We start from the raw sequence: 22,003 nt of genomic DNA on the forward strand, positions 1-22,003 counted from the left end.
TATTTTAAGTATAAGGAATTATTGATTTTGATTATCAGGCAGTTGCAAAGATACAAACTATCATATTAAGTTTTTTAAATTCTAAAAATTAAACTTTGCATCTGTTTAGGATGAATAATTCAAAATATTAGTGTTGTAATGTCCTTAGAATCAATCCCGGAATATGGTAATAAAAATTGGGGTTAAAGCTTATGCGTTAGTTTTTCGGAACTTACTTCATGATCTATTAAATTCAGCCTCAATAGGTTTTTCTGAACTTTTTCAAGGTCCTCGCTACTTATTTGTTTTTGGCTCCATCGGGTAACGTCCAGCCATTTTCTAATATCTTCAAGTTTTTGCTCGTACCTTTCGGAAAGCTGGAGGTCAATCTCCTTTTGTTGCTTGAAACCTTTTGTCTCTTCATTTAATACCCGAAGCATCTTCTTCAATGCCACAGAATCCTTTTTTATAATTTCATCTGTAGCTGCGATAACAAAGCAAGGCCATGGAGTAGGGCAGTCTGCGACAAGTCTGAATGTTTTATTATCCACTAGTGGCTTTGTGGTAAAATGTTCCCACATAAAATATTGAGCTTTATCATTTTTAAGAGCTTCTACCGCACCTTCCAGGTTATTGATTATCTCGAACTTAAGCTTATCAATATCCCAGTTCTTATGTTCTGCATTTACATAAGCCATTAAATGTGAACCGCTACCTTCTCTACTAATGGCAGCTTTTGTACCCTTAAGATCTTCAATATTTTTATAGGGAGAACGAGCATCCACGTGAATTCCCCAGATTAGTGGGCTGGCAATATAGGTTTGAATGATCTTACTAGGATTACCGTTGATGATATCTCTAATAATTCCTTCAGTAAGGATCACCGCAACATCGATCTCTCCTGCTCTTAATGCTTTACACATAGCTCCTGTACCTTCTGGAAAATCCTTCCAGACAATATTCAGGTCTTCAGATTCAAACTTATTGTTTTCAATACAAAGGTGCCATGGTAAATTGAAATGTTCTGGCACTCCACCTACTTTGATCGTTTTCATGAGGTATGTTTTTCTTTGAGATACTTATAGATCTCATATTGTGAGCGTATCTTCTTTTGTCCCTTCTTCCTTTCTACATAACGATTGGATTCTTCAGCATCTTGGATTCTAGCTTTTACGTTATCATTCAATTGGATCTCAAGAATATCCTTGAATTCCTTTTTTACATCATTATCTAAAACCGGAGAAATAACCTCTATTCTTCGGTCAAGATTCCTATTCATCCAATCAGCGCTGCCGTAGAACATCAATTCATCTCCGCCATTTTCGAAAAGATAGATCCTACCATGTTCCAGGAATCTATCAACTACACTGGTAATATAGATATTTTCGCTAAGGCCTTTTATGCCGGGAATTAGGCAGGTAAAACCTCGAATCAGCATTCTGATCTCAACACCGGCCTGGCTGGCTTTATAAAGCAGATCAATCATTTCACCATCTTCCAGACTATTCATTTTAGCCGTGATCTTAGCTTTTTTGCCCTCGCGGGCATTCTCAATTTCGTTATATATAAGTTTAATGAATTCCTGTCTGGTAGAGAAAGGAGATATCAATAAGCTTTTTTCGCGCGGAATGATCAGCTCACCTTCAAGAACTTTAAAAAGCCTGCTGAGTTCCTTGGTAATATTCTTATCTGCTGTGAAAATTGCATGATCACAATAGATCTCTGATGTTTCGCTGTTAAAATTGCCGGTTCCAATGTAGGCATAGCGCATATTAATATCACCTTCCTGGCGACAGATCAACATGATCTTTGAATGCACTTTTACTTTTGGATAGCTGTAAATAACATTCGCTCCTTTTTCTTCAAATTTTCTTCCCCAACTAATATTGTTCTTTTCATCAAATCTGGCTTTTGCTTCCACAAAAACAGTTACTCTTTTTCCATTCTCCAGGGCTTTCATTAAAGAGTTTGTAAGATCAGACTCATCTGCCACGCGGTATAAGGAGATATTAATATCGGTTACCTTTTCATCTTCTGCGGCCATAGCTACGAATTTTTCCACGTAGGAAAAGGACATATATGGGAAATGCAGAGATTGATCTTTCTTCGTGATCTCTTCAAAATAATTCTCGCTATTTTCCAGCACTTTGTGAGGTAGAGCAGGGAGTTCTTTATAATGAAGATCCTTATTGTTGGTAGGGTCTGGAAAAGAAAAGAAATCCTTGAAATTATGATACTGGCCACCCGGCATCATATCGATCTTCCCTAATTTCAGAAGTTTTCTGATCTTTTTCTGAACTTCTTTCGGCATACCAGCATCATATAGTAACCTGGTTGGCTGACCATCTGTACGTTGTTTTAAAGACGTGTAGATCTTTTCTGCAAGGACCCCTTCATAAATATCATCTATATAAAGTTCGGCGTCACGCGATAATTTTATTTCGTAGATACCGGTGATATCATCTTCCGGGAAGATCTTATTGGCTTCATATCTAATGATCTCATCAAGATAGGTGATCTCATGTCTATCTTTTTCATCTTTAAGGGAAACAAATCTTCCGCATTCCTCTACAGGAATATTTACTACGGCTAGGTTATCTTCATTTTTAAAAGTAACCAGAAAATAAAGGACCGAATTTTCTAAAAATAGTTCGTTCTCTTTCTTAAGATCTAAGCGTATGGGTTTAAGATGTTTTTCAACCTTATCCTGGAAGAATGAACTAATAAAATCGTTATGTTCCGAATTAAAATGGTCTGCATCCAGAATATGAATGCTATTTGCAGCTAGTTCTGGAATAATCTCATTGTGATAAATATCTCCAAATCTATCCTGTTGCTCTTTAACCTCCTCAATAATCTGTTTAGTGATCTTTGAAGGCCTTAGAGCCAGTTTTTTACGGATACTTTTTTTTACGCGTTTCATTTGCCTTAACTGTGAAACACGTACCCTGAAATATTCATCTAGATTGGAGGAGAAAATGGCCAGAAATCTAATCCTTTCGTATAATGGATTTATCTTATCTGTGGCCTCCTGAAGAACCCTTTCATTAAAACTCAACCAATTTAGATCTCTATGTCTAAATCGGTCTTCATTAGGTTGCTGCATGGGTTAAGATTTGTTTCATCAAAAATACAAACTACTCCAGGCTTAGTTTTTAATATATTGTTAAATAAGAATGCTAGTAAGCGATCCTGTTCAGGCAGTAAATAATAAGTTCGTCCATCATAGCTTTTGCATTTTCTGCAAATTCTCCTGTAGCTCTGTTGGCCAGAACAAGGTTCATGGAAACAGCATGATGACCCAGGATTTTAGACATTCCATAGATGCCTGAGGTTTCCATTTCTAAATTAGTGATCTCATGACCCTTATAAATGAAATTCGCTATCTTATCATTCATTTCATGATCTGGGACATCTGCTCTTAAAATTCTCGCCTGTGGACCATAAAAACCAACATTGGTTCCCGTGAAACCTTTCACAGTTTTATCTGAGCTTAATTTTTCGATCAGTTTTTTGCTTCCTTCAACTACATATGGATAAGCTTTTTTATCTGACCAGTTTGTTTGCTCTACAAACGCTGCCGCTATTTCCTTTTTTAGGAATGAATCGTCTTTATAGTAGTGCATTAATCCGTCAAAACCCAGAGCTAGTTCACTTACGATAAACGAATCTACCGGGATCTCTTTTCTAACCGAACCAGTAGTACCTATCCTGATTATATCAAGACTTGTAAGTTTATCTTTGATCTTTTTAGCTTTCAGATCAATATTTACAAGCGCATCTAATTCTGTTATTGCGATATCTATATTATCTGTTCCCATACCTGTAGACATCACCGTGATCCTTTTTCCCTTGTAGATACCTGTATGGGTGTTGAATTCTCGTTTTTGCTTTTTTAATTCAATGGAATCAAAATGTTTACTAATAGAAGAAACTCTCGCAGGATCTCCAACGGTTATGATCGTATTGGCCAGTTCCTCGGGTAAAAGCCCAAGGTGATATATTGAACCATCTTTATTCAGGATTAGTTCAGATGCTTTTAAACTCATTTTATAATTTTAATAATCTGTGTGATTCAGATTCATAAAGGAAATCATACATTTTTGCCCCTCCAAAAAATTCATCATTCTTGAGATCTCTGTAGAAATTCTTTTTGCCTTCAAGGGCTAATTCTCCTGCTTCGGTTAAAACGATACCTTCATCATCTTGCTTGTAGAAGATGGAAAGTTTTTTCAATAATCGTTGCATTTGGGTATCACTGTAACCATAGTATCCCTGATATTGCAAAGCATAACCTAAAAGATGATTATCATTTTTTATATCCTGGTTTTGGATAAGTTTGAGGATATTTCTTTCCAGGGTATTAATCCCGGTGATACTGTTGGGAAATCTTTCTATATGTGCCCGAATACAACTTGACAAATATTCAAAATTGGTATTTACCTTGATCTGTGGTTTTAGCTTCATAGGATTATTACCACAGTAAAGCTCCCAAATTAGCATGGCAACTTCGATATCCTCAGTATTCAACTCTATTCTGTTCTCATAATGATTTTGCAGTTCTTTCAAACTTAATTGAGATAATGGCTGAAATTCTTTTTCTCCCTTCAGCTTTTTACTGCAAACCAGGGAAATTGGAGCCTGGTGATCCTTTTCAGAAAGACAGCTAATAGCAGCCAGCATATTAATATGGCAGAAAAGGTCGAACTCGAACCATAGAATTACATTATCGTAATCTTTAAGTGATTTTAGTCTTTTAACTTCTGAAATAAAACGCTCATCGTAATTCTCTGCAGAAATATCGTATGTTTTACGCAGAAATTTCTTCCTGATCTTAAAGAACTCCTGATCGATCTCCTTTAGGGTAGGACCTTCACAAAGTAATTCTCTCCATACGATTAGCTCTCCAGGCAAATTTAATTCCTGCATTTGCTCGGCCAGACTATCGCCATTTACTATGTGTAAGGTCTTATTTTTCATCATTATGAATTAAAAAAGCGTGTTGAATTAACCTCCAACACGCTTTACATTATAACCTTCTTTTTTTAGGATCTGCATTATTTTTTCACGGTCATCGCCCTGAATTATAATTTCTCCGTCTTTGGTAGATCCACCAACACCACATTTTTTCTTCAACATTTTTCCAAGGGAAATGAGTTCATCATCTGGCCCCTGAAAACCTTTGATTATGGTTACGGTTTTTCCGCCGCGACCTTTATTACTAAAATGTGCTTCGAGTTGCTGTTCTCCCGGGGAAAGTTCTTCCTGAGATCCTTCATCTGTATATTCAGATTCGTCAAAATCATCATTTGTAGAAAAAACAAAACCTCCAAGATCTTCCAGTCCTAATTTCTTCTTTGCCATAACTATTTTTTAGCCAGTCCTATTTCTATAAGGCGCTGATTCAAAAATTCACCGGCAGTGATATCTTCATATTGTTTTGGATGATCTTCATCTATACATTCTTCAAGACAATCCAGTCTCATTTCACTACGTGGGTGCATGAAGAATGGAATAGAATATCTGGGTTTATCCCATTCTTCCTTAGGTGGATTGATCACCCTGTGAATAGTTGACCTCAATTTGTTATTGGTATGCCTTTCCAGCATATCACCAACGTTGATCACTAATTCATCTTCCTGAGGAATTGCATCTATCCATTCACCATCTTTTCTTAAAACCTGAAGACCTCCGGTGGAAGCTCCCATTAAAAGTGTAATAAGATTTATATCACCATGGGCGCCTGCTCTAACAGCTCCTTTAGGCTCTTCTTTGATAGGAGGGTAGTGGATGGGTCTTAAAATGCTATTTCCGTTACTGGCCCAATGATCGAAATAAAATTCATTAAGCCCGATATACAATGCCAGTGCTCTTAAAACATAAATACCTGTTTTTTCAAGCATTCTGTAAGCTTCCATACCAGTATGGTTGAAATCTTTTAATTCTTCAACCTGTACATTTTCGGGATATTCCTCAGTAAGATTCGCATCTTCAGAAGGCTCCTGACCAAAATGCCAGAATTCCTTAAGATCACCTTCTTTTTTTCCTTTAGCATGTTCTTTACCAAAAGAAATATAACCTCTTTGTCCGGCTAAACCTTCGATCTCATATTTTTGTTTAGTCTCTACCGGAAGATCAAAAAATGACTTTACTTCTTTATAGAGTTCTTCAACCAGTTGATCGCTTAGAAAGTGATTCTTTAAAGCCACGAAACCTATTTCTTCGTATGCTTTACCAATTTCGTTTACAAATTTCTCTTTGCGTTTTGGATCATCTGATAAAAAATCAGCAAGATCTACGCTTGGGATATTATTCATTGCCATTATTAGCAGTATTTTTATTTAAGGTAACAGGCAAAGTTAAGTAAAATTAAGGGATATGCTTATGCTTTATATTTTTCTTAGCATATAGAAAAATAGTTACATTTGAGATATAATCCAATTTATATGCTTTCAAGTAAACCCAAATCCCAACCTATAAGATATCAGTCTGGAAAACTTTCAAATATAGAATTGACAGACCTATATTCTTCAATGCTGAAGCCTAGAATGATAGAGGAAAAAATGCTTATTCTATTAAGACAGGGTAAGATCTCAAAATGGTTTAGTGGCATCGGGCAGGAAGCTATTTCGGTTGGAGTTACTAAAGCTATGCAGGAAGATGAATATATTCTGCCTATGCATAGAAACCTGGGGGTTTTTACTAGTAGAAACATACCTTTAAATCGCTTGTTTTCTCAATGGCAGGGAAAATCCTCTGGTTTTACTAACGGTAGGGATCGCAGTTTTCATTTTGGTACGCAGGAATATAAGATTGTTGGCATGATCTCGCATTTGGGTCCGCAAATGGGGGTAGCAGATGGGATCGCCCTTGCTCATAAATTAAAAGAAGAGAAAAAAGTTACTGCAGTTTTTACCGGGGAAGGAGGTACTAGTGAAGGAGATTTTCATGAAGCTTTAAATATTGCTTCTGTTTGGGACTTGCCGGTAATGTTCTGTATAGAAAATAATGGATACGGTCTTTCAACTCCAACTGCTGAACAGTATCGTTGCAAAGACCTGGCAGATCGAGGTATTGGATACGGGATGGAGTCTCATATTATAGATGGTAATAATATTGTTGAAGTCTTTATCAAAGTTAGAGAGATCGCAGAGAGTATAAGAGACAATCCCAGACCTGTTCTTATTGAATTTAAAACCTTCAGGATGCGGGGCCATGAAGAAGCCAGTGGAACTAAATATGTTCCCCAAGAATTAATGGATGAATGGGAAGAAAAAGACCCTATTTCAAATTTCGAAAATTTCCTTTTAGAGAATCAAATTCTGGATGAAGCTAAAATAGAAGAATTCAAAAGTGAATTTCAAAGAGAGATCGATGATAATTTACAAATCGCGTTTGCCGAAGAAGTAATTAATTCAGATTCTACTAAAGAATTAAATGATGTGTATGAAGATTTTGAATATCAGGAGTTTGAAGATATTGATAAAGTAGAAAATGTTCGATTTGTGGATGCCATATCCCAGGCACTAAAAGAATCTGCCGCACGTCATGAGAACCTTGTTTTAATGGGACAGGACATCGCTGATTACGGTGGAGTTTTTAAGATCACCGAAGGCTTTATCGAGAAGTTTGGAAGGGAAAGAATACGAAATACTCCAATTTGTGAATCTGCTGTAGTTGGAGCTGCCATGGGACTTTCAATCAACGGCATGAAGGCAATGGTAGAAATGCAATTCAGTGACTTTGTGAGTTCAGGATTCAATCCAATTGTGAATTACCTGGCAAAAGTAAAATACAGATGGGACCAAAAAGCCGATGTAGTTATAAGAATGCCTTGTGGTGGCGGAGTAGGAGCAGGCCCATTTCATAGCCAGACCAATGAAGCGTGGTTTACTAAAGTCCCTGGACTAAAAGTAGTCTACCCGGCTTTTCCATATGATGCAAAAGGTTTGCTTAATACTGCTTTCAATGATCCGAATCCGGTTCTATATTTTGAGCATAAGGCTTTATACAGAAGCGTAAGGCAGGATGTGCCCGTAGATTATTATGCTTTGCCTTTTGGAAAGGCCTCAAAAATAAAGGAAGGTTCGCAGGTCAGTATTATTTCTTATGGTGCAGGTGTTCACTGGGCCTTGGATATCCTGGAAGAGCTTGGCTTCAATGATGCAGATCTTATTGACCTAAGAAGTCTCCAGCCATTGGATATTGACAGAATATGTGAGTCTGTCACTAAGACCGGAAAAGCAATTGTTCTTACCGAGGATTCATTAACAGGTAGCTTTGCTTCAGAAATAGCCGCAATCATATCAGAAAATTGTTTTGAAAGTCTTGATGCGCCTGTCATGCGCGTGGGAAGCCTTGAAACTCCAATTCCATTTGCTCAGCAATTGGAAAAAGAATATCTACCAAAAGACAGATTCAGGAAAAAACTTCAGGAATTAATAGAATATTAATAAGCATCTTTATTTAAGCTATTTTATTTAAGAATACTTAACAAAAGCACTGTTAAATTATTAATAATCTTTTGCGGAACGCAAGCACCTACTGTAATTTAGACATAACTAATCAATTAAATCTTTAAATTATGGTACGTCTAATCGTTATTTTTCTGATCATCGCGATCATTGCAGCAATTTTTGGATTCGGAGGAATTGCGGAAGGAGCTGCAGATATTGCAAAGATTATATTCTATATTTTCCTTGTACTATTGGTGATCTCTCTGTTAAGCAGATTATTCAGAAGATAATATAAGAATCAAATCGTTAAATCCAATGTGTTCATATGATACTCATAAAACACATTGGATTTTTGTTTTAAATCAAATCTACAATGAAGAAGTATTTAATTTTATTTACCGTAGCGGTAATGATGGCTGCATGCGGTGGCGCCAGCAAGGTGGCAAAAGAGGCTCGAAAGACCTTTGACGGGGACTGGACCCTAACCAGTATCACCTATCCAAATAATCCGGGAGAATTTAACGTGACCCTTTTCAATGAAGCTTCTGCTTCGTGTTTTGAAAATAGTACATGGGATTTTGTCTCAAATAACAATCGTGGCACATATACTGTAAGTGGTATAGGGTGTGATGGTGATACAAATTATTTTATTTGGTCTATCGATGAAGAGAACACTCCTGCAGGAGTATATGATTTTCTTCTAAAGCCAACAAATGATAATTACAAATCTACCACAGGTAATCAGGGATTCAGATTGAATCTTAAAAGTTTAACTGATACCAACATGGTATGGGAGCAGACAGTGAGTTTAGACGGTTCTCCTTTTACCATTAGAATGAATTTTTCAAAATAATAAACAAACAGAAAAGCTATGAAGACAGTATTTAAGAACATGTTCGCTTTATTGGTGATTTCAAGCCTTTTATTTGGTTGTGAGGCTACCAGAAATGCGAATAATAAGCAAAAAGGTGCAGTAATAGGCGCTACAGGAGGAGCCGTAATAGGTGGTGTAATTGGTAATAATACCGGTGATGGTAATACCGCGCTGGGATCTATTATTGGTGGTGTAGTTGGTGGTGCTGCCGGGGCGATCATTGGAGATCGTATGGATAAGCAAGCCAAAGAGATCGAGCAGGAAATTCCTGGGGCTGAAGTAGAAAGAGTAGGTGAAGGTATTAATGTGACCTTCGATGAGAAAAGTGGAGTTTACTTTGATACAGAGAAGTATAATATCAATGCTAAATCTCAGGAAACTTTGAACAAACTTGCAGATATTTTTAAGGAATATCCTAATTCTAATATCCTTGTAGAAGGGCATACAGATAATACTGGAAGTGATAGTTATAACCTTACTCTTTCCAAGAACAGAGCTCAGGCGGTTACTGGATACCTAGTTGATAATGGTATTGATAGAGGTAGGTTTACCACCAAATGGTACGGTGAATCACAACCAAAATATGATAACTCTACCGCAGAAGGTCGTTCTAAAAACCGTAGGGTTGAACTTGCGATCGTAGCGAATGAAGAGCTTAAAGAGCAAGCTAAGAGAGAAGCTGAACAACAGGAGGGCAACTAATAAACCCTACTTTGTATATCTTTAAATTAAATCCCGGATTATTTCCGGGATTTTTTTATTCTTTTAAGTAAATTGAAAATGTGAAAAAGCCTCGTATTATAATAATTGGTGGAGGATTGGCAGGTTTAACCGCCGCTATCGATCTGTGTAAACGAGGCATCGAAGTCATACTTTTTGAGAAAGAGGAATATCCTCATCATAAAGTTTGTGGGGAGTATTTGTCTACGGAAGTGTTACCATATTATGATTCCCTTGGTATAGATCTACATGAATTAAATCCTTACAAGATTAATCAATTAGAGTATTCATCCAACTCTGGGAAGGTGATTCATTGCGACCTTAAAATGGGCGGATTAGGCATTAGTCGATTTAATCTGGATCATTTTCTTTTTAGATCTGCTATCAAAGCTGGTTGTACGATTATTAACCAACAGGTTACTGAGGTTAATTTTGAAAAGGAAAAGTTTAAAGTAATAGCAAAAGAACAGAAATTTTATTCAGATTTTGTCTTAGGTGCATTTGGTAAAAGGTCTAATCTGGATAAAAAACTGGAACGAAACTTTATTAAAAATCAGTCTGGCTGGTTGGCGATAAAGGCGCATTATAAAGATGCAGACCATCCAGGGAATCTGGTTTCTCTTCATAATTTTAATGGCGGCTACTGCGGTTTGTCCAGAACCGAGATGAATACTGTAAATGTTTGCTACCTTGCTACCTACAGCAGTTTTAAGAAGTATAAAAATACCGAGGCCTATAAGAAGGCGGTGTTGATGAAAAACCCCAGGCTGAACGAATTTTTTGAAAGATCTGAACCTGTATTTCAAAAAGATCTAAGCATTGCTCAGGTAAATTTTGATAAGAAATCTTTAATAGAAAACCATGTCCTTATGATTGGTGACGCAGCCGGTCTTATTCATCCACTTTGTGGAAATGGAATGGCCATGGCTATTCACAGTGCTAAATTAGCAGTTGAGAGTCTGGTGAATTTTTACACGAGAAAAGAATTGAACAGGCAAAATGTGGAAAATATATACAGAGAAAAGTGGCAGAATAATTTTAATAACAGGATAAGGTCTGGAAGGGTATTACAAAAGATTTTATTGAACAATACCTTATCTGAACTATCGCAGAATCTTATTGGTAAATTTCCTGGAATCATGCCGCATATCATTAAGAGTACTCACGGAAAACCTATTTATGCGTAAGATCGATACCTCAAAACGCACAGATGAAAGAGAGATCATGGATGATTTCGATCTTAAGGGTGAAGAATTGGGAAAAACTCTCAATGATCTCGATAATATTAATACCTGGTTGGGAGGAAACAGGATCACCATCAACGGAATTAAAAAATTGTTGCAGGATATTCCTAAAAATAGAACTGTAAGTATTGCGGATATTGGATGTGGGAATGGAGCGATTCTAAGACAAATTACTCATTGGGGAAAAAGGAATGGCTATAAACTGGAGTTAACAGGAATAGATGCCAATGCCCATGCGATTGAATTTGGAAAGAGACTTTCCAGGGATTATGACAATATTAGCTTCCGTACACTCAATATTTTTAGTGATGAATTCAAAGCTCTGGAATTTGATATTATTCTTTGCACTCTAACTTTACATCATTTCAAAGATGAGCAAATCATAGATCTCCTTGCACAGTTATATCATCAGGCTCAATTAGGAATTGTAATTAACGATCTGCACAGAAGTACGACAGCCTATATTTTATTCCAGGCGTTTTGTGCCGTTTTTGTAAATAATGAGATTGCCAGAAAAGACGGATTGATTTCTATTCTCAGAGGCTTTAAAAGGACAGACCTGGCTAAATATAAAAAACAACTTCCGGGGAAGACTCATTTAATCAACTGGAAATGGGCTTTTAGATACCAGTGGATCATTGAAAAAGAAACGAAAAACTTATGAGCGTAAAAATTGTTAGGGCTGAAAAAGAACTACCACAATATTCCAAAGAAACTAAAGATATACTGCCATTCGTTGAAGATTGGCTATCTGGGCAGGAGGAAAGGTTCCGCAGAAAGATCCTCAAGATCTTTGAAAGTGCGGGAGTAGATAAAAGGTATTCTATAATGTCGCCTGAAGAAGTATTTACCGCTACCTCTTTCGAAGATAAGAATGATATTTATGTACGGGAAGTCAAAAAACTTGGCAGCAACGTACTGAAAAAAGCCCTTCATAATTCCGCATGGAAGCCGGAATCTCTAGATTATATCATTACGGTAAGTTGCACGGGTATTATGATCCCATCCCTGGATGCCTATTTGATCAATGATCTGGAGCTTAGAAAAGATGTTACGCGTCTCCCGGTCACCGAAATGGGTTGTGCTGCAGGGATTTCGGGTATGATCTATGCCTATAATTTCCTGAAATCCAATCCGGGAAAAAGAGCTGCCGTAATTGCGGTGGAGAGTCCATCGGCTACTTTTCAGTTAGAAGATTACAGCATGGCCAATATGGTAAGTGCTGCTATTTTTGGTGATGGAGCTGCCTGCGTCCTGCTTTCTTCCGAAGAAAATATTAGTGGCCCAAAGATCCTGGGAGAAGAAATGTATCACTTCTATAACGCTACACACTTAATGGGATTCGATTTAAAGAACAGTGGTTTACAAATGATATTGGATCCTGAGGTTCCGGTTACGATTTCAGATCATTTTCCTGAGATCATTCATCCGTTTTTAAAAAGACATAACACTTCTATTGAAAAAGTAGATCACCTGATCTTTCATCCTGGAGGCCGAAAAATTGTACAGACGGTTTCTGATCTTTTTGGTAACTTAGGAAAGAATATAGATGATACCCGGGAAGTTTTACGCCTGTATGGCAATATGAGTAGCGCGACAGTTCTATATGTTCTGGAGCGATTCCTTAACAAGGATATATCTGAAGGGGAGCAGGGAATTATGCTCAGTTTCGGACCCGGCTTTTCAGCACAAAGAATTTTAATAGAATGGTAGAAGAATTTAAAGATCAGAATTACTGGGCGCTAATTCTTGGCGGAAGTAGTGGTTTAGGTTATGCCAGTGCCAAGAAACTGGCAAAACATGGCATGAATATTATTATCATTCACCGGGATAGGAGAAGTGAGATCCCGGATATAGAAGAAGCTTTTGACGATATTCGTAAATCTGGCGTGCAATTCGAAAGTTTTAATGCCGATGCGGTCAAGAAAGAGAGCAGGGAGGAACTTATAGAAAAAATTAAAGATATCCTTGGTGAAAAAGGCCGGATAAGGACTTTGTTACATAGTATAGCCAAAGGAAATCTAAAGCCAATGGTAGGGGAGAATAACCTTCTTGAGAATATAGATTTTCAATTAACCATTGATGCAATGGCTTTGAGCCTTTACGATTGGACCCAGGCAGTCTATAAAAATGGATTATTTACAAAAGATGCGCGGGTGATCTCATTCACCAGTGACGGAAATAAAAAAGCCTGGAAAAATTATGCGGCTGTATCAGCAGCAAAAGTTACCCTGGAGGCTCTTACCAGAAGTATGGCCCTGGAATTTGCCAGGTTTGGAATCAGGGCAAATTGTATACAGGCGGGGATTACAGTGACCAGGTCTTTTCAAATGATCCCTGGCAATGAAACCTTGCGGGTTCATGCATTAAAGCATAATCCCTTCAGACGACTTACCGTTCCAGATGATGTTGCTAATGTAGTTTACCTATTAAGTAAAGATGAAGCTAGTTGGATCACCGGAACCATCATTCCTGTTAATGGAGGAGAACATTTAATGTAAATGCAGGAAATACTAGATAAATTACCCTATTCCAGCCCTTTTCTTTTCGTAGATGAGATCCTGAATGTGGATCCCGGATCTATAGAAGGAAAATTTACCTTTTCACCAGATCTGGATTTCTATAAAGGCCATTTTAAAGATAATCCTGTGACCCCAGGAGTTATCCTGACCGAGTGTATGGCCCAGATAGGTGTGGTTTGCCTGGGAATATATCTGCTTGATCAGGAAAATAAAGATGATCTAAAAGCAAAGATCGCCATGACTTCCTCTGAAGTGGAATATCTTAAACCTGTATATCCCGGTGAAACCGTTAACGTACAATCAGAAAAGCAATATTACCGTTTTGAAAAATTAAAGTGCCGGGTGAAAATGTTCGATTCTGAAAATAACCTGGTATGCAGAGGCGTGATTGCGGGGATGATTTTAAAGGATAGATCGTAAATGAAAAAAAGGGTTGTCGTTACCGGGATGGGAGTCACTGCACCAAATGCGGTAGGACTAGATAATTTTAATTCAGCGATTCAGGAAATGAAAAGTGGAATTCGCTTCTTTCCGGAACTTAAAGATTTAAAATTTAGCTGCCAGATAGGAGGGAAGCCTGAAATTTCTGAAGAATTACTAAAAGAATACTTTACCCCACTCCAGCTTCGAGGGCTTAATAGCAGCGGGATTGTTTACGGCGTAATTTCAGGCACCGATGCCTGGAAGGATGCAGGACTTGAAATAACAGAGAATGGTTCCCCAGACTGGGATTCCGGGATCATATTTGGAACTGGGATCTTAGGTGTTGATAAATTCAGAGAGGCAATTCATTTGATCGATGCTGGCAAGACCAGGCGATTAGGCAGCACCAGTGTAGTTCAAACCATGGCCAGTGGTATAAGCGCATATCTTGGAGGAATACTTGGATGTGGCAACCAGGTTACTACAAATTCTTCTGCCTGCACCACAGGTGCCGAGGCCTTATTGATGGGATTTGAACGTATACAAAACGGAAAAGCAAAACGTATGCTGGTTGGAAGCTGCAGCGATCATGGGCCTTATGTCTGGGGTGGCTTTGACGCCATGAGAATTTTACCAAGTAAATATAACGAAGATCCAACTAAAGCATCCAGCCCTTTAAGTGAAAATGCATCGGGATTTGTTCCAGGGAGTGGAGCGGGTGCGTTAGTTCTTGAAGACCTCGATTCGGCTAAGGAGCGTGGAGCAAGGATCTATTGCGAAGTTTTAGGAGGTAATGTAAATAGTGGAGGACAAAGAGGAGAAGGCAGTATGACTGCGGCAAATAATGAAGCGGTAACTAGGTGCATCATGGCGGCATTAAAAAACTCCGAGGTTGAAGCCTCAGAGATCGATGCTATAAACGGTCACTTAACGGCAACATCAAGGGATGCAGTTGAGGTAATGAACTGGACCAGTGCACTTAATAGAACAGATGAGGATTTTCCTTATATCAATTCTTTAAAGGGAATGACCGGGCATTGTTTAAGCGCTTCGGGTTCTATAGAATGCGTAGCTTCAGTCCTGCAGATCTACAATGAGTATATTTTCGGGAATTTAAATTGTGAAAAAGTTCATCCCGAAATTTCAAAACTTATCAATCCGAAAAAAATACCCACATCAAGAATTAATCAAAAAATCAATATTTTGGCTAAGGCCAGTTTTGGCTTTGGAGATGTTAATGCCGTAGTCCTATTGAAAAAGTATATTGCTTAAAATAAAATTATGAGTGAGAAAGAAATATTAACCCGCCTGAAGAAGATTGTCAAACCTTATGTGCAAAGACTGGAAGGCTTGAACAATTTCCAGGAGAATACAGATTTCCTGAACGATCTTGAGATAAATTCTGCTAACCTGGTAGATGTCGTTCTTGATGTTGAAGATGAATTCAATATTGAAATTGATAATGATTCCATGGAAGGTATGTTAACTGTAGGTGATGCAAAATCCATTATTCAGCGGAAATTAAGTAATTAATGGTTGTAGGGAATGATGTAATAGATCTTGAACTTGCCAGGGCTGAAAGGAAATCTGAAAATCCGAGATACCTGTCTAAGGCTTTTTCAGAAGAAGAAATAGAGCAGGTTTTGAATGCTGAAGACCGTGAACTTAGACTTTGGCTATTCTGGGCCATGAAGGAGACTGCCTATAAAGCACACCAACGGATCTTTAGCCTTCCCAGGAAAATCAACCCCAAAGCTTTTCATTGTACGCTTGAAAGTTCAGAGATGTTTGGAAAAGTCTCAATTGATGAATCGGTCTATGATATCGAATTAGACATCACCTCTGATTATGTACATGCTACCACGTCTTCAGAAAAAATCTCAAAAAATGTTTTTCCGAATCCTGAAAATTCAGCTACAAATTATATAGAGAGTCTCTCTAATAAATTCCAATTTAGACCGGAAGATTTTATTATCAAAAAAGATATTCTTGGAATACCTTCCTTAGTGATTAAAGACCATTCCGTAGAAATTCCTTTTTCCTTGAGTCATCATGGAAAATTCACCGCATTTGCTATTCCGTTAATTAACTCCTAAAAGCAGTTAAACAATTAAAAATTGGTTTGACCTCTCCGGGCTTGTTTTGTATCTTCAATTCATCAATTAAAAATCAACAATATATGAAGACAGTAGATAAAATGGAGGTGATTCACAGCCAGACGGCTGAGTTTATTGAGCAAGGTGAAACTGGTAAATTTTTAAAACTAATCCCAGATACCTTTATAATCAAAGGTGAGAAGGAAAACGGTGTTTTCAATCAGGGTTATGCAATTAGACATCTGAATAGAAGGGATATGATCCTTATAGATGTCGTAGAAGAATCTTCTAAGGCAGCTGTTAAGAAGCTGGTAGAAGAAGGATATCAAATAAAAGGTATTTTGATTACCTGTGACGGTGTACTTAAATCTGCCTATGCAGATCTTAAAACTTTATCTGAAGATGCTGGAGGTGCCCCAGTTTACGCCCACCCTAGAAACAATTTTAAGGATGATTTCAAGACTAGGGATATTACAGGAAAAGATAAGGTATTAGATAGTTTCGATATCAATATCTTTGATCTTCCAGGTAACGAAGGTGCATCTGTAGTAGTTTATACAGAGATCAATGACGGAATGTTGTTTCCCGGAGAAGATGCCGTTGGTTCTGACTACGATTCAGAATTAAATACATTTATCAGACCTGAAAAGAAAAACGAAAATAACGATTTTGGACTCGCAGAAAGCTGGGCCGCCTTCGATACTCCATTCAGTTTCTTATTTCCGAGAAAGGGAAAACCTGGATTTAATCTTGAAGAAGGAGAACAAATAGATATTCTAAATAAACTAGGTAAAAGCTAAATTTTTAATTAATTAATTTTTCCGAAAGGGCTGTTTCGAAAGAATAAGATTGACCATGATTGCCTTGAATTCAGTAGATCCGTCGATACTTTTTTCTATCAAAGCGCCCTTTTCTTATTTTATCTAATCAGCTTTAGATTCTTGCTCCTCTTTTTTCTCTTGTTCCTTAGCCTCTTTGGCTCCTTCATTAGAGATCAATGGATGATCCTTAATATTAAGTCCTACTATCAAAATAACATTGGTGATCGTACCATATAACATCATTACCACTGCAATAAATCCTCCACCTAGTAAAGCCGCCATCCCTAAACTTATATAGTAAATGGTCTGGTACCATGATCTAACTACTTCTTCAGATTCCCTGATAGGTAGATTCAACATCAGGAATGTGATTACCGCAGCCACAATTAAAATGGTATCTGCCTTAGCGATCATAAGTACATCCTTATAATGTCTATCTGTTAGGCGTGATTCAGATGATCTACTTAACCCAAGCAGGGTAAGCATCAATGCTAAAATAGTTGTAGATCCAAGGATAACTGTATTACAAAGCATATTGATTCCAGACATGGAGTTTCTTAGTAATTCCAGAGCTTTATAACCTGATATCTGTCCCAGTATAAATGTCCCGGAGCCCATGACAATGGTAGATACAATTCCACCAACAATTGCTCGCTTAACGATCGTATTCATTGTTAGATTAATTAAGTCTTAAATATAATTTTTTAAACGCTTTTTAGGGCTAATGTTTTAAAAGCGCTAAAATTTCTAGCTTTTAGGCTAAGGTTCTGTTAAAGGGAATAAAACTTCCTACAAAAGATAGTATTTTAAAGTCTAAAATTACCAACTATGTCAAAACTTAATGTCACGCAAAAGCTTATTAAAGAACATCTCTTAAAAGGAGAAATGGAACCTGGGAAAGAAATTGGGATCAAAATAGATCAGGCTCTTTTACAGGATGCCACCGGAACTTTGGTACAGCTTGAACTAGAAGCTATGGGTTTAAAAAAGGCCCAGACAGAAGTGGCTGTCCAGTATGTAGATCATAACCTTCTTCAAACAGATTTTAAAAATGCAGATGACCACTTGTTCCTTCATTCTGCAGCACAACGCTTTGGACTATGGTATAGCCGACCAGGAAATGGTGTTAGTCATCCCGTACATATGCAGCGCTTTGGAAAACCAGGTAAGACCATGGTAGGATCTGATAGCCATACCCCGGCTGCAGGATCTTTAGGGATGTTGGCCATAGGAACAGGAGGATTGGATGTTGCAGCTGCAATTGCGGGGCAACCATATTTTGTCAAGATGCCGAAAGTAATGGGTGTAAAACTTACCGGAAAACTTCCAGACTGGGTAAGCGCCAAAGATGTTATCCTCGAGATGCTTAGAAGATATGATGTAAAAGGAGGAGTTGGTAAAGTAATAGAATATTATGGAGATGGCCTGAAACATTTAAGCGCCATGGATCGCCATGTGATCGCGAATATGGGAGCAGAATTAGGGGCTACTACCACTGTTTTCCCAAGTGATGAAGAAACTAAAAGATTTTTAAAATCACAGGGAAGGGAAGAAGACTGGACAGAATTAAAAGCTGATGAAGGTTGCGAATATGACTCTCACGATGAAATCATTCTTGATGAACTAGTTCCTTTAATCGCATTGCCAACAAGTCCTGGAAATGTAGTTCCGGTAAGAGAAGTTGAAGGAAAAAAAATTAGCCAGGTGGTTATTGGATCTTCTGCTAATCCTGGGTTAAGGGATTTCTGGATTGCCGGTGCAATTGTAGAAGGTAAATCAGTGAACAATGATGTTTCATTCGACATTAATCCAACATCAAGACAGATGATCCAGAACATGATAGATAATAGGGCATTTGCCAATCTTATTAAAGCAGGTGCAAGATTTCACCAATCTGGATGTATGGGATGTATTGGTATGGGACAGGCTCCGGCCTCTGGAACAATTAGTTTAAGAACCATGCCTCGAAATTTCCCTGATAGATCTGGCACAAAAGATGACCAGGTACACTTATGCAGTCCGGAAACTGCTGCAGCATCGGCATTAACTGGTAAGATCACAGATCCTAGAGATCTGGAGAAATTATACGATATGAAGTATCCGAAATTCCAGCATCCTGAGATCGAGATCATTAATACAGAAATGCTGGTGGCACCGCCAGAAGATGGTACTAATATTGAATTGAAGAAAGGTCCTAATATTAAGTCATTACCATATATCGAACCAATGCAGGAAAAATATTGTGTTCCGGTATTACTGAAAATGGGCGATAATATTTCTACAGATGAGATATTGAAAGCCGGGGCAGAAGTTCTTCCGTTTAGAAGTAACTTGCCTGAAATTAGTAAATATTCGTATACGGTTATAGATGAGACTTTTTATGACCGCGCTATGGAAGCTAAAACAACTCACGGCGGACATATTGTGGTAGCTAAAGATAATTACGCACAGGGCTCCAGTCGTGAACACGCTGCCATCGCTCCAAAATATCTTGGCCAGGTGGCTGTCATTGCTAATTCCTATGCCCGTATTGCATGGCAGAACCTTGTAAATTTCGGAATACTTCCCTTAGAATTTATCAATATTGAGGATTATGATAAAATAGAGCAGGGGGATAATGTATACTTCAGAAACCTTCGTGATGATGTACAGAAAAGAAATAATATAAAAGTGATCGTTAAGAACGATAACGGAAAAAAAGAAGAATTCGAAACTAAACATTCAATGAGCGATCGCCAGATCGATGTTCTTCTTAAAGGAGGAATTATAAATGAGTTCAAAGACAGGCTTGAAGAGGAAGATCTTAAAGCTTAAGTGAAGAATTATTTATCCAATAAAAAAGCCTTTCGATTTCGAAAGGCTTTTTTTGTTCAGCATTAAAATATTTTAATGTGTACTCATTTTGGCTTTACGCTTACTACATTGTCTTTCTATATCTTTAGCCGTTTGCGCAATTGAAGCTTCAAAGGAATCTTCGTTGGACTGGGCAAAAATCTCAGGTCCCGGTGCACTTAACCTGATCTCTGTGATATATCCATTAGGTTTTTGATTTTCATCTCTTTTAAAGTAGACATTCGCACGTACTACCCAATCATATTTATTTTCAATTTTGTCTAATTTCTTCTGAGTAAAAGATTCAAGGTTATTACTCTTGTCTATGTTTACGAATTCAAAAATAGCTTCCATATATTCTTCTTTTAGTTTAGATAAATAAACTTATTTCTAATTGGCTTACCAAGGCTCTTAGGGTAGAATTGGCAAACTTTTAGCAGTATTTTTAGACTTTCCTGTCCATACCTTAAATTCTGCTTAATCTACTCGCAAATAGTGTGAAATAGGGGGTAAGCCACCAATTATTCCGTAAATTTAAAACGTTATGGGAACAAAGGATTTACAAAAGAAGATGATGAGCAGAGCACTGAGTCTGGCTCGAGAAGGAAGGGATATGGATAATGGAGGTCCTTTTGGTGCGGTGATTACGAAAGGAGATGAAATTATCGCTGAATCACGAAATGAAGTTCTGTGTGCCGGAGATTGCACACAACATGCAGAATTAAGGGCAATACAAAGAGCCTGTAAGAAATTAAAGACAAGAAATCTTCAGGGTTGTGTTCTTTTTACGAGTTGCGAACCCTGTATGATGTGCCTTGGAGCAGCCTATTGGGCCGATTTCGATTATATTTACTATGGAGCCTCGGCCGAAGATGCCCGAGAATACGGGTTTGAATATAGTGATATGTACTATGATTCTGATAGGGATAAAAGGCATACCGAATTTAAAATGATTCAGTTATGTCGTGATGAAGCGGTAGAGATCTGGGAACAGGTTACTAAAGAAGAATTGCACTCCTGAATATCAAAAAATAATTAAAATAAATGTCCGGAGGTTTTAGAGCTCCGGATTCTTTATTTTTATACAAAATGGACGAATACAAGCGTAAATGGATTCAGAAAAGAAACAAAAAAATAAGGACGAGCAGAAAAAAGTAAACGAGGAAATAGAAAATTCTGGATCTAATGACTCTACTAAGACTAAGACTCATGGGGAAATTCTAAAACAACAAATTATTGAGGGTTGTGAAACCTATGATCGTAGTTCAAGTAGTATCCTTTTAAGTTCTTTTACGGCAGGGCTTGAGATTGGTTTCAGTTATCTCATGATCTGTTCGGTGTTTAGTTTTTTCCAGGGTACAGTTGCAGAGGCAACTATTTACAAACTTATAGCTTTTGTATATCCCATAGGGTTTATACTTGTAGTACTTGGCCAGTCTATATTATTTACAGAACAAACCTCTTTACTTACCCTTCCGGTATTGAGCGGTAGCAGGAGTGTTCTTAGTTTGTTCAAAATCTGGGGACTGGTGATTCTTGGTAACCTGGTAGGAGGTATGCTAATAGCTCTTACGTTATCCTGGATTGGTCCTAACTTAGGACTTTTCGAAGCAGACACTATCGCATCTATAGGTGAACATTATGCAGATTATAATTTTGCCACCATTCTGGTAAGTGCAATTCTGGCAGGATGGTTAATGGGACTATTAAGCTGGCTGGTAACCTCTTCGAAGGAAACAACATCAGAGATCATCATTATCTATTTAATCACCGCTGTTATGGGCTTTACGGGGCTCCATCACAGTATTATAGGTAATATTGAAATATTTGCAGGGATGTTGGTCTCCTCAGAAATAGATTTTCTGGTTTATTCAAAAACCCTCATCACAGCATTACTTGGTAATGCACTGGGGGCAGCAATTTTCGTAGCATTATTAAAGTATAGAGCTTTCGTTTTTAATGTAAAAATGCCCTAAATCGTTGTTAAATGATCTTTAAACCCGATGGCTTCAGCATTTCAAATTATTAAATTAGAG

The 22,003-nt window shown here is 37.6% G+C and carries 24 protein-coding genes; 16 read left to right on the forward strand and 8 right to left on the reverse strand.

Annotated elements, in window-relative coordinates; genetic code table 11:
* Positions 1-182 precede the first annotated feature (182 nt).
* The 6 genes from G3I01_RS13300 to G3I01_RS13325 all read right to left on the reverse strand — a co-directional run bounded on the left by G3I01_RS13300 (position 183) and on the right by G3I01_RS13325 (position 6,296).
* Complete coding sequence (locus G3I01_RS13300; protein WP_219548680.1) at positions 183-1,034, reverse strand: substrate-binding domain-containing protein; 852 nt, start codon at positions 1,032-1,034, stop codon at positions 183-185.
* On the reverse strand, positions 1,031-3,085 hold the full coding sequence (gene ppk1 / locus G3I01_RS13305; RefSeq protein WP_219548682.1) for a polyphosphate kinase 1: 2,055 nt from the start codon (positions 3,083-3,085) through the stop codon (positions 1,031-1,033). The genes G3I01_RS13300 and ppk1 overlap by 4 nt, the downstream gene beginning before the upstream one ends.
* Before the next feature lie 73 nt (positions 3,086-3,158).
* Positions 3,159-4,028 (reverse strand): nucleoside phosphorylase, encoded by an 870-nt coding sequence (locus tag G3I01_RS13310; RefSeq protein WP_219548684.1) that lies wholly within the window; start codon positions 4,026-4,028, stop codon positions 3,159-3,161.
* 1 nt (position 4,029) lies between these two features.
* Entirely contained in the window at positions 4,030-4,962 is a 933-nt protein-coding gene (locus G3I01_RS13315) for a DUF1835 domain-containing protein (RefSeq protein WP_257710599.1), read from the reverse strand.
* Positions 4,963-4,986: 24 nt separating this feature from the next.
* Positions 4,987-5,343, reverse strand: coding sequence for a translation initiation factor (locus G3I01_RS13320; RefSeq protein WP_219548686.1), 357 nt, complete (start codon positions 5,341-5,343; stop codon positions 4,987-4,989).
* 2 nt (positions 5,344-5,345) lie between these two features.
* On the reverse strand, positions 5,346-6,296 hold the full coding sequence (locus tag G3I01_RS13325; RefSeq protein WP_219552833.1) for a 2-oxoglutarate and iron-dependent oxygenase domain-containing protein: 951 nt from the start codon (positions 6,294-6,296) through the stop codon (positions 5,346-5,348).
* Between the two features lie 129 nt (positions 6,297-6,425).
* Between G3I01_RS13325 and G3I01_RS13330 the strand changes: the two genes are divergently transcribed.
* The 13 genes from G3I01_RS13330 (at position 6,426) to G3I01_RS13390 (ending at position 17,114) form a co-directional block, all read left to right on the forward strand.
* Positions 6,426-8,432 (forward strand): dehydrogenase E1 component subunit alpha/beta, encoded by a 2,007-nt coding sequence (locus G3I01_RS13330; protein WP_219548688.1) that lies wholly within the window; start codon positions 6,426-6,428, stop codon positions 8,430-8,432.
* A 131-nt stretch (positions 8,433-8,563) separates the two neighbouring features.
* Complete coding sequence (locus G3I01_RS13335; protein WP_108171536.1) at positions 8,564-8,725, forward strand: DUF1328 family protein; 162 nt, start codon at positions 8,564-8,566, stop codon at positions 8,723-8,725.
* Between the two features lie 83 nt (positions 8,726-8,808).
* Positions 8,809-9,288 (forward strand): lipocalin family protein, encoded by a 480-nt coding sequence (locus G3I01_RS13340; protein WP_219548690.1) that lies wholly within the window; start codon positions 8,809-8,811, stop codon positions 9,286-9,288.
* Between the two features lie 18 nt (positions 9,289-9,306).
* The gene (locus G3I01_RS13345) at positions 9,307-10,011 is read left to right on the forward strand and encodes an OmpA family protein (protein WP_219548692.1); all 705 of its coding nucleotides are present in this window, start codon (positions 9,307-9,309) and stop codon (positions 10,009-10,011) included.
* Between the two features lie 80 nt (positions 10,012-10,091).
* On the forward strand, positions 10,092-11,216 hold the full coding sequence (locus G3I01_RS13350) for an NAD(P)/FAD-dependent oxidoreductase (protein ID WP_219548694.1): 1,125 nt from the start codon (positions 10,092-10,094) through the stop codon (positions 11,214-11,216).
* Positions 11,209-11,937: a methyltransferase domain-containing protein gene (locus tag G3I01_RS13355; RefSeq protein WP_219548696.1), complete on the forward strand. Its 729-nt coding sequence runs from the start codon at positions 11,209-11,211 to the stop codon at positions 11,935-11,937. The genes G3I01_RS13350 and G3I01_RS13355 overlap by 8 nt, the downstream gene beginning before the upstream one ends.
* The gene (locus G3I01_RS13360) at positions 11,934-12,986 is read left to right on the forward strand and encodes a 3-oxoacyl-[acyl-carrier-protein] synthase III C-terminal domain-containing protein (protein ID WP_219548698.1); all 1,053 of its coding nucleotides are present in this window, start codon (positions 11,934-11,936) and stop codon (positions 12,984-12,986) included. The genes G3I01_RS13355 and G3I01_RS13360 overlap by 4 nt, the downstream gene beginning before the upstream one ends.
* Positions 12,980-13,774, forward strand: coding sequence for an SDR family oxidoreductase (locus G3I01_RS13365; RefSeq protein WP_219548699.1), 795 nt, complete (start codon positions 12,980-12,982; stop codon positions 13,772-13,774). The genes G3I01_RS13360 and G3I01_RS13365 overlap by 7 nt, the downstream gene beginning before the upstream one ends.
* On the forward strand, positions 13,775-14,215 hold the full coding sequence (locus G3I01_RS13370) for a FabA/FabZ family ACP-dehydratase (RefSeq protein ID WP_219548701.1): 441 nt from the start codon (positions 13,775-13,777) through the stop codon (positions 14,213-14,215).
* Positions 14,216-15,490: a beta-ketoacyl-[acyl-carrier-protein] synthase family protein gene (locus G3I01_RS13375; RefSeq protein WP_219548702.1), complete on the forward strand. Its 1,275-nt coding sequence runs from the start codon at positions 14,216-14,218 to the stop codon at positions 15,488-15,490. It begins immediately after the preceding gene.
* 9 nt (positions 15,491-15,499) lie between these two features.
* A complete protein-coding gene (locus G3I01_RS13380; RefSeq protein WP_219548704.1) occupies positions 15,500-15,751 on the forward strand; it encodes a phosphopantetheine-binding protein in 252 nt (83 codons plus the stop codon).
* Positions 15,751-16,314, forward strand: a complete 564-nt coding sequence (locus G3I01_RS13385) for a 4'-phosphopantetheinyl transferase superfamily protein (protein ID WP_219548705.1) — start codon at positions 15,751-15,753, stop codon at positions 16,312-16,314. The genes G3I01_RS13380 and G3I01_RS13385 overlap by 1 nt, the downstream gene beginning before the upstream one ends.
* An 83-nt stretch (positions 16,315-16,397) precedes the next feature.
* The gene (locus G3I01_RS13390; RefSeq protein WP_219548706.1) at positions 16,398-17,114 is read left to right on the forward strand and encodes an MBL fold metallo-hydrolase; all 717 of its coding nucleotides are present in this window, start codon (positions 16,398-16,400) and stop codon (positions 17,112-17,114) included.
* Positions 17,115-17,237: 123 nt separating this feature from the next.
* On the opposite strand, the gene G3I01_RS13395 is transcribed toward G3I01_RS13390, so the two are convergent.
* Positions 17,238-17,807, reverse strand: coding sequence for a hypothetical protein (locus G3I01_RS13395; protein WP_219548708.1), 570 nt, complete (start codon positions 17,805-17,807; stop codon positions 17,238-17,240).
* Between the two features lie 156 nt (positions 17,808-17,963).
* Between G3I01_RS13395 and G3I01_RS13400 the strand changes: the two genes are divergently transcribed.
* Positions 17,964-19,949 (forward strand): aconitate hydratase, encoded by a 1,986-nt coding sequence (locus G3I01_RS13400; RefSeq protein ID WP_219548709.1) that lies wholly within the window; start codon positions 17,964-17,966, stop codon positions 19,947-19,949.
* Between the two features lie 72 nt (positions 19,950-20,021).
* Here G3I01_RS13400 and G3I01_RS13405 read toward each other — a convergent pair whose 3' ends face one another.
* On the reverse strand, positions 20,022-20,321 hold the full coding sequence (locus tag G3I01_RS13405; protein WP_219548710.1) for an HPF/RaiA family ribosome-associated protein: 300 nt from the start codon (positions 20,319-20,321) through the stop codon (positions 20,022-20,024).
* Positions 20,322-20,511: 190 nt separating this feature from the next.
* On the opposite strand from G3I01_RS13405, the gene G3I01_RS13410 reads away from it, so the two are divergent.
* A complete protein-coding gene (locus tag G3I01_RS13410) occupies positions 20,512-20,988 on the forward strand; it encodes a nucleoside deaminase (protein ID WP_219548711.1) in 477 nt (158 codons plus the stop codon).
* Between the two features lie 88 nt (positions 20,989-21,076).
* Positions 21,077-21,943 carry a formate/nitrite transporter family protein gene (locus G3I01_RS13415; RefSeq protein ID WP_219548713.1) on the forward strand — a complete coding sequence of 289 codons (867 nt, stop codon included), beginning with the start codon at positions 21,077-21,079 and terminating at the stop codon, positions 21,941-21,943.
* Positions 21,944-22,003 lie beyond the last annotated feature (60 nt).

Origin of the sequence: Gramella sp. MT6 (genome assembly GCF_019357415.1) — a bacterium.
Taxonomy (GTDB): Bacteria; Bacteroidota; Bacteroidia; order Flavobacteriales; family Flavobacteriaceae; genus Christiangramia.

Bases quoted from the DNA above. Each gene is read 5' to 3' on its own strand.
- G3I01_RS13370 (WP_219548701.1), top strand. From the start codon at position 13,775: ATGCAGGAAATACTAGATAAATTACCCTATTCCAGCCCTTTTCTTTTC.
- G3I01_RS13390 (WP_219548706.1), top strand. From the start codon at position 16,398: ATGAAGACAGTAGATAAAATGGAGGTGATTCACAGCCAGACGGCTGAG.
- G3I01_RS13400 (WP_219548709.1), top strand. From the start codon at position 17,964: ATGTCAAAACTTAATGTCACGCAAAAGCTTATTAAAGAACATCTCTTA.
- G3I01_RS13335 (WP_108171536.1), top strand. From the start codon at position 8,564: ATGGTACGTCTAATCGTTATTTTTCTGATCATCGCGATCATTGCAGCA.
- G3I01_RS13365 (WP_219548699.1), top strand. From the start codon at position 12,980: ATGGTAGAAGAATTTAAAGATCAGAATTACTGGGCGCTAATTCTTGGC.
- G3I01_RS13300 (WP_219548680.1), bottom strand. From the start codon at position 1,034: ATGAAAACGATCAAAGTAGGTGGAGTGCCAGAACATTTCAATTTACCA.
- G3I01_RS13415 (WP_219548713.1), top strand. From the start codon at position 21,077: ATGGATTCAGAAAAGAAACAAAAAAATAAGGACGAGCAGAAAAAAGTA.
- G3I01_RS13355 (WP_219548696.1), top strand. From the start codon at position 11,209: ATGCGTAAGATCGATACCTCAAAACGCACAGATGAAAGAGAGATCATG.
- G3I01_RS13410 (WP_219548711.1), top strand. From the start codon at position 20,512: ATGGGAACAAAGGATTTACAAAAGAAGATGATGAGCAGAGCACTGAGT.
- G3I01_RS13395 (WP_219548708.1), bottom strand. From the start codon at position 17,807: ATGAATACGATCGTTAAGCGAGCAATTGTTGGTGGAATTGTATCTACC.
- G3I01_RS13345 (WP_219548692.1), top strand. From the start codon at position 9,307: ATGAAGACAGTATTTAAGAACATGTTCGCTTTATTGGTGATTTCAAGC.
- G3I01_RS13325 (WP_219552833.1), bottom strand. From the start codon at position 6,296: ATGAATAATATCCCAAGCGTAGATCTTGCTGATTTTTTATCAGATGAT.
- G3I01_RS13405 (WP_219548710.1), bottom strand. From the start codon at position 20,321: ATGGAAGCTATTTTTGAATTCGTAAACATAGACAAGAGTAATAACCTT.
- G3I01_RS13330 (WP_219548688.1), top strand. From the start codon at position 6,426: ATGCTTTCAAGTAAACCCAAATCCCAACCTATAAGATATCAGTCTGGA.
- G3I01_RS13380 (WP_219548704.1), top strand. From the start codon at position 15,500: ATGAGTGAGAAAGAAATATTAACCCGCCTGAAGAAGATTGTCAAACCT.
- G3I01_RS13315 (WP_257710599.1), bottom strand. From the start codon at position 4,962: ATGATGAAAAATAAGACCTTACACATAGTAAATGGCGATAGTCTGGCC.
- ppk1 (WP_219548682.1), bottom strand. From the start codon at position 3,085: ATGCAGCAACCTAATGAAGACCGATTTAGACATAGAGATCTAAATTGG.
- G3I01_RS13385 (WP_219548705.1), top strand. From the start codon at position 15,751: ATGGTTGTAGGGAATGATGTAATAGATCTTGAACTTGCCAGGGCTGAA.
- G3I01_RS13360 (WP_219548698.1), top strand. From the start codon at position 11,934: ATGAGCGTAAAAATTGTTAGGGCTGAAAAAGAACTACCACAATATTCC.
- G3I01_RS13320 (WP_219548686.1), bottom strand. From the start codon at position 5,343: ATGGCAAAGAAGAAATTAGGACTGGAAGATCTTGGAGGTTTTGTTTTT.
- G3I01_RS13310 (WP_219548684.1), bottom strand. From the start codon at position 4,028: ATGAGTTTAAAAGCATCTGAACTAATCCTGAATAAAGATGGTTCAATA.
- G3I01_RS13340 (WP_219548690.1), top strand. From the start codon at position 8,809: ATGAAGAAGTATTTAATTTTATTTACCGTAGCGGTAATGATGGCTGCA.
- G3I01_RS13375 (WP_219548702.1), top strand. From the start codon at position 14,216: ATGAAAAAAAGGGTTGTCGTTACCGGGATGGGAGTCACTGCACCAAAT.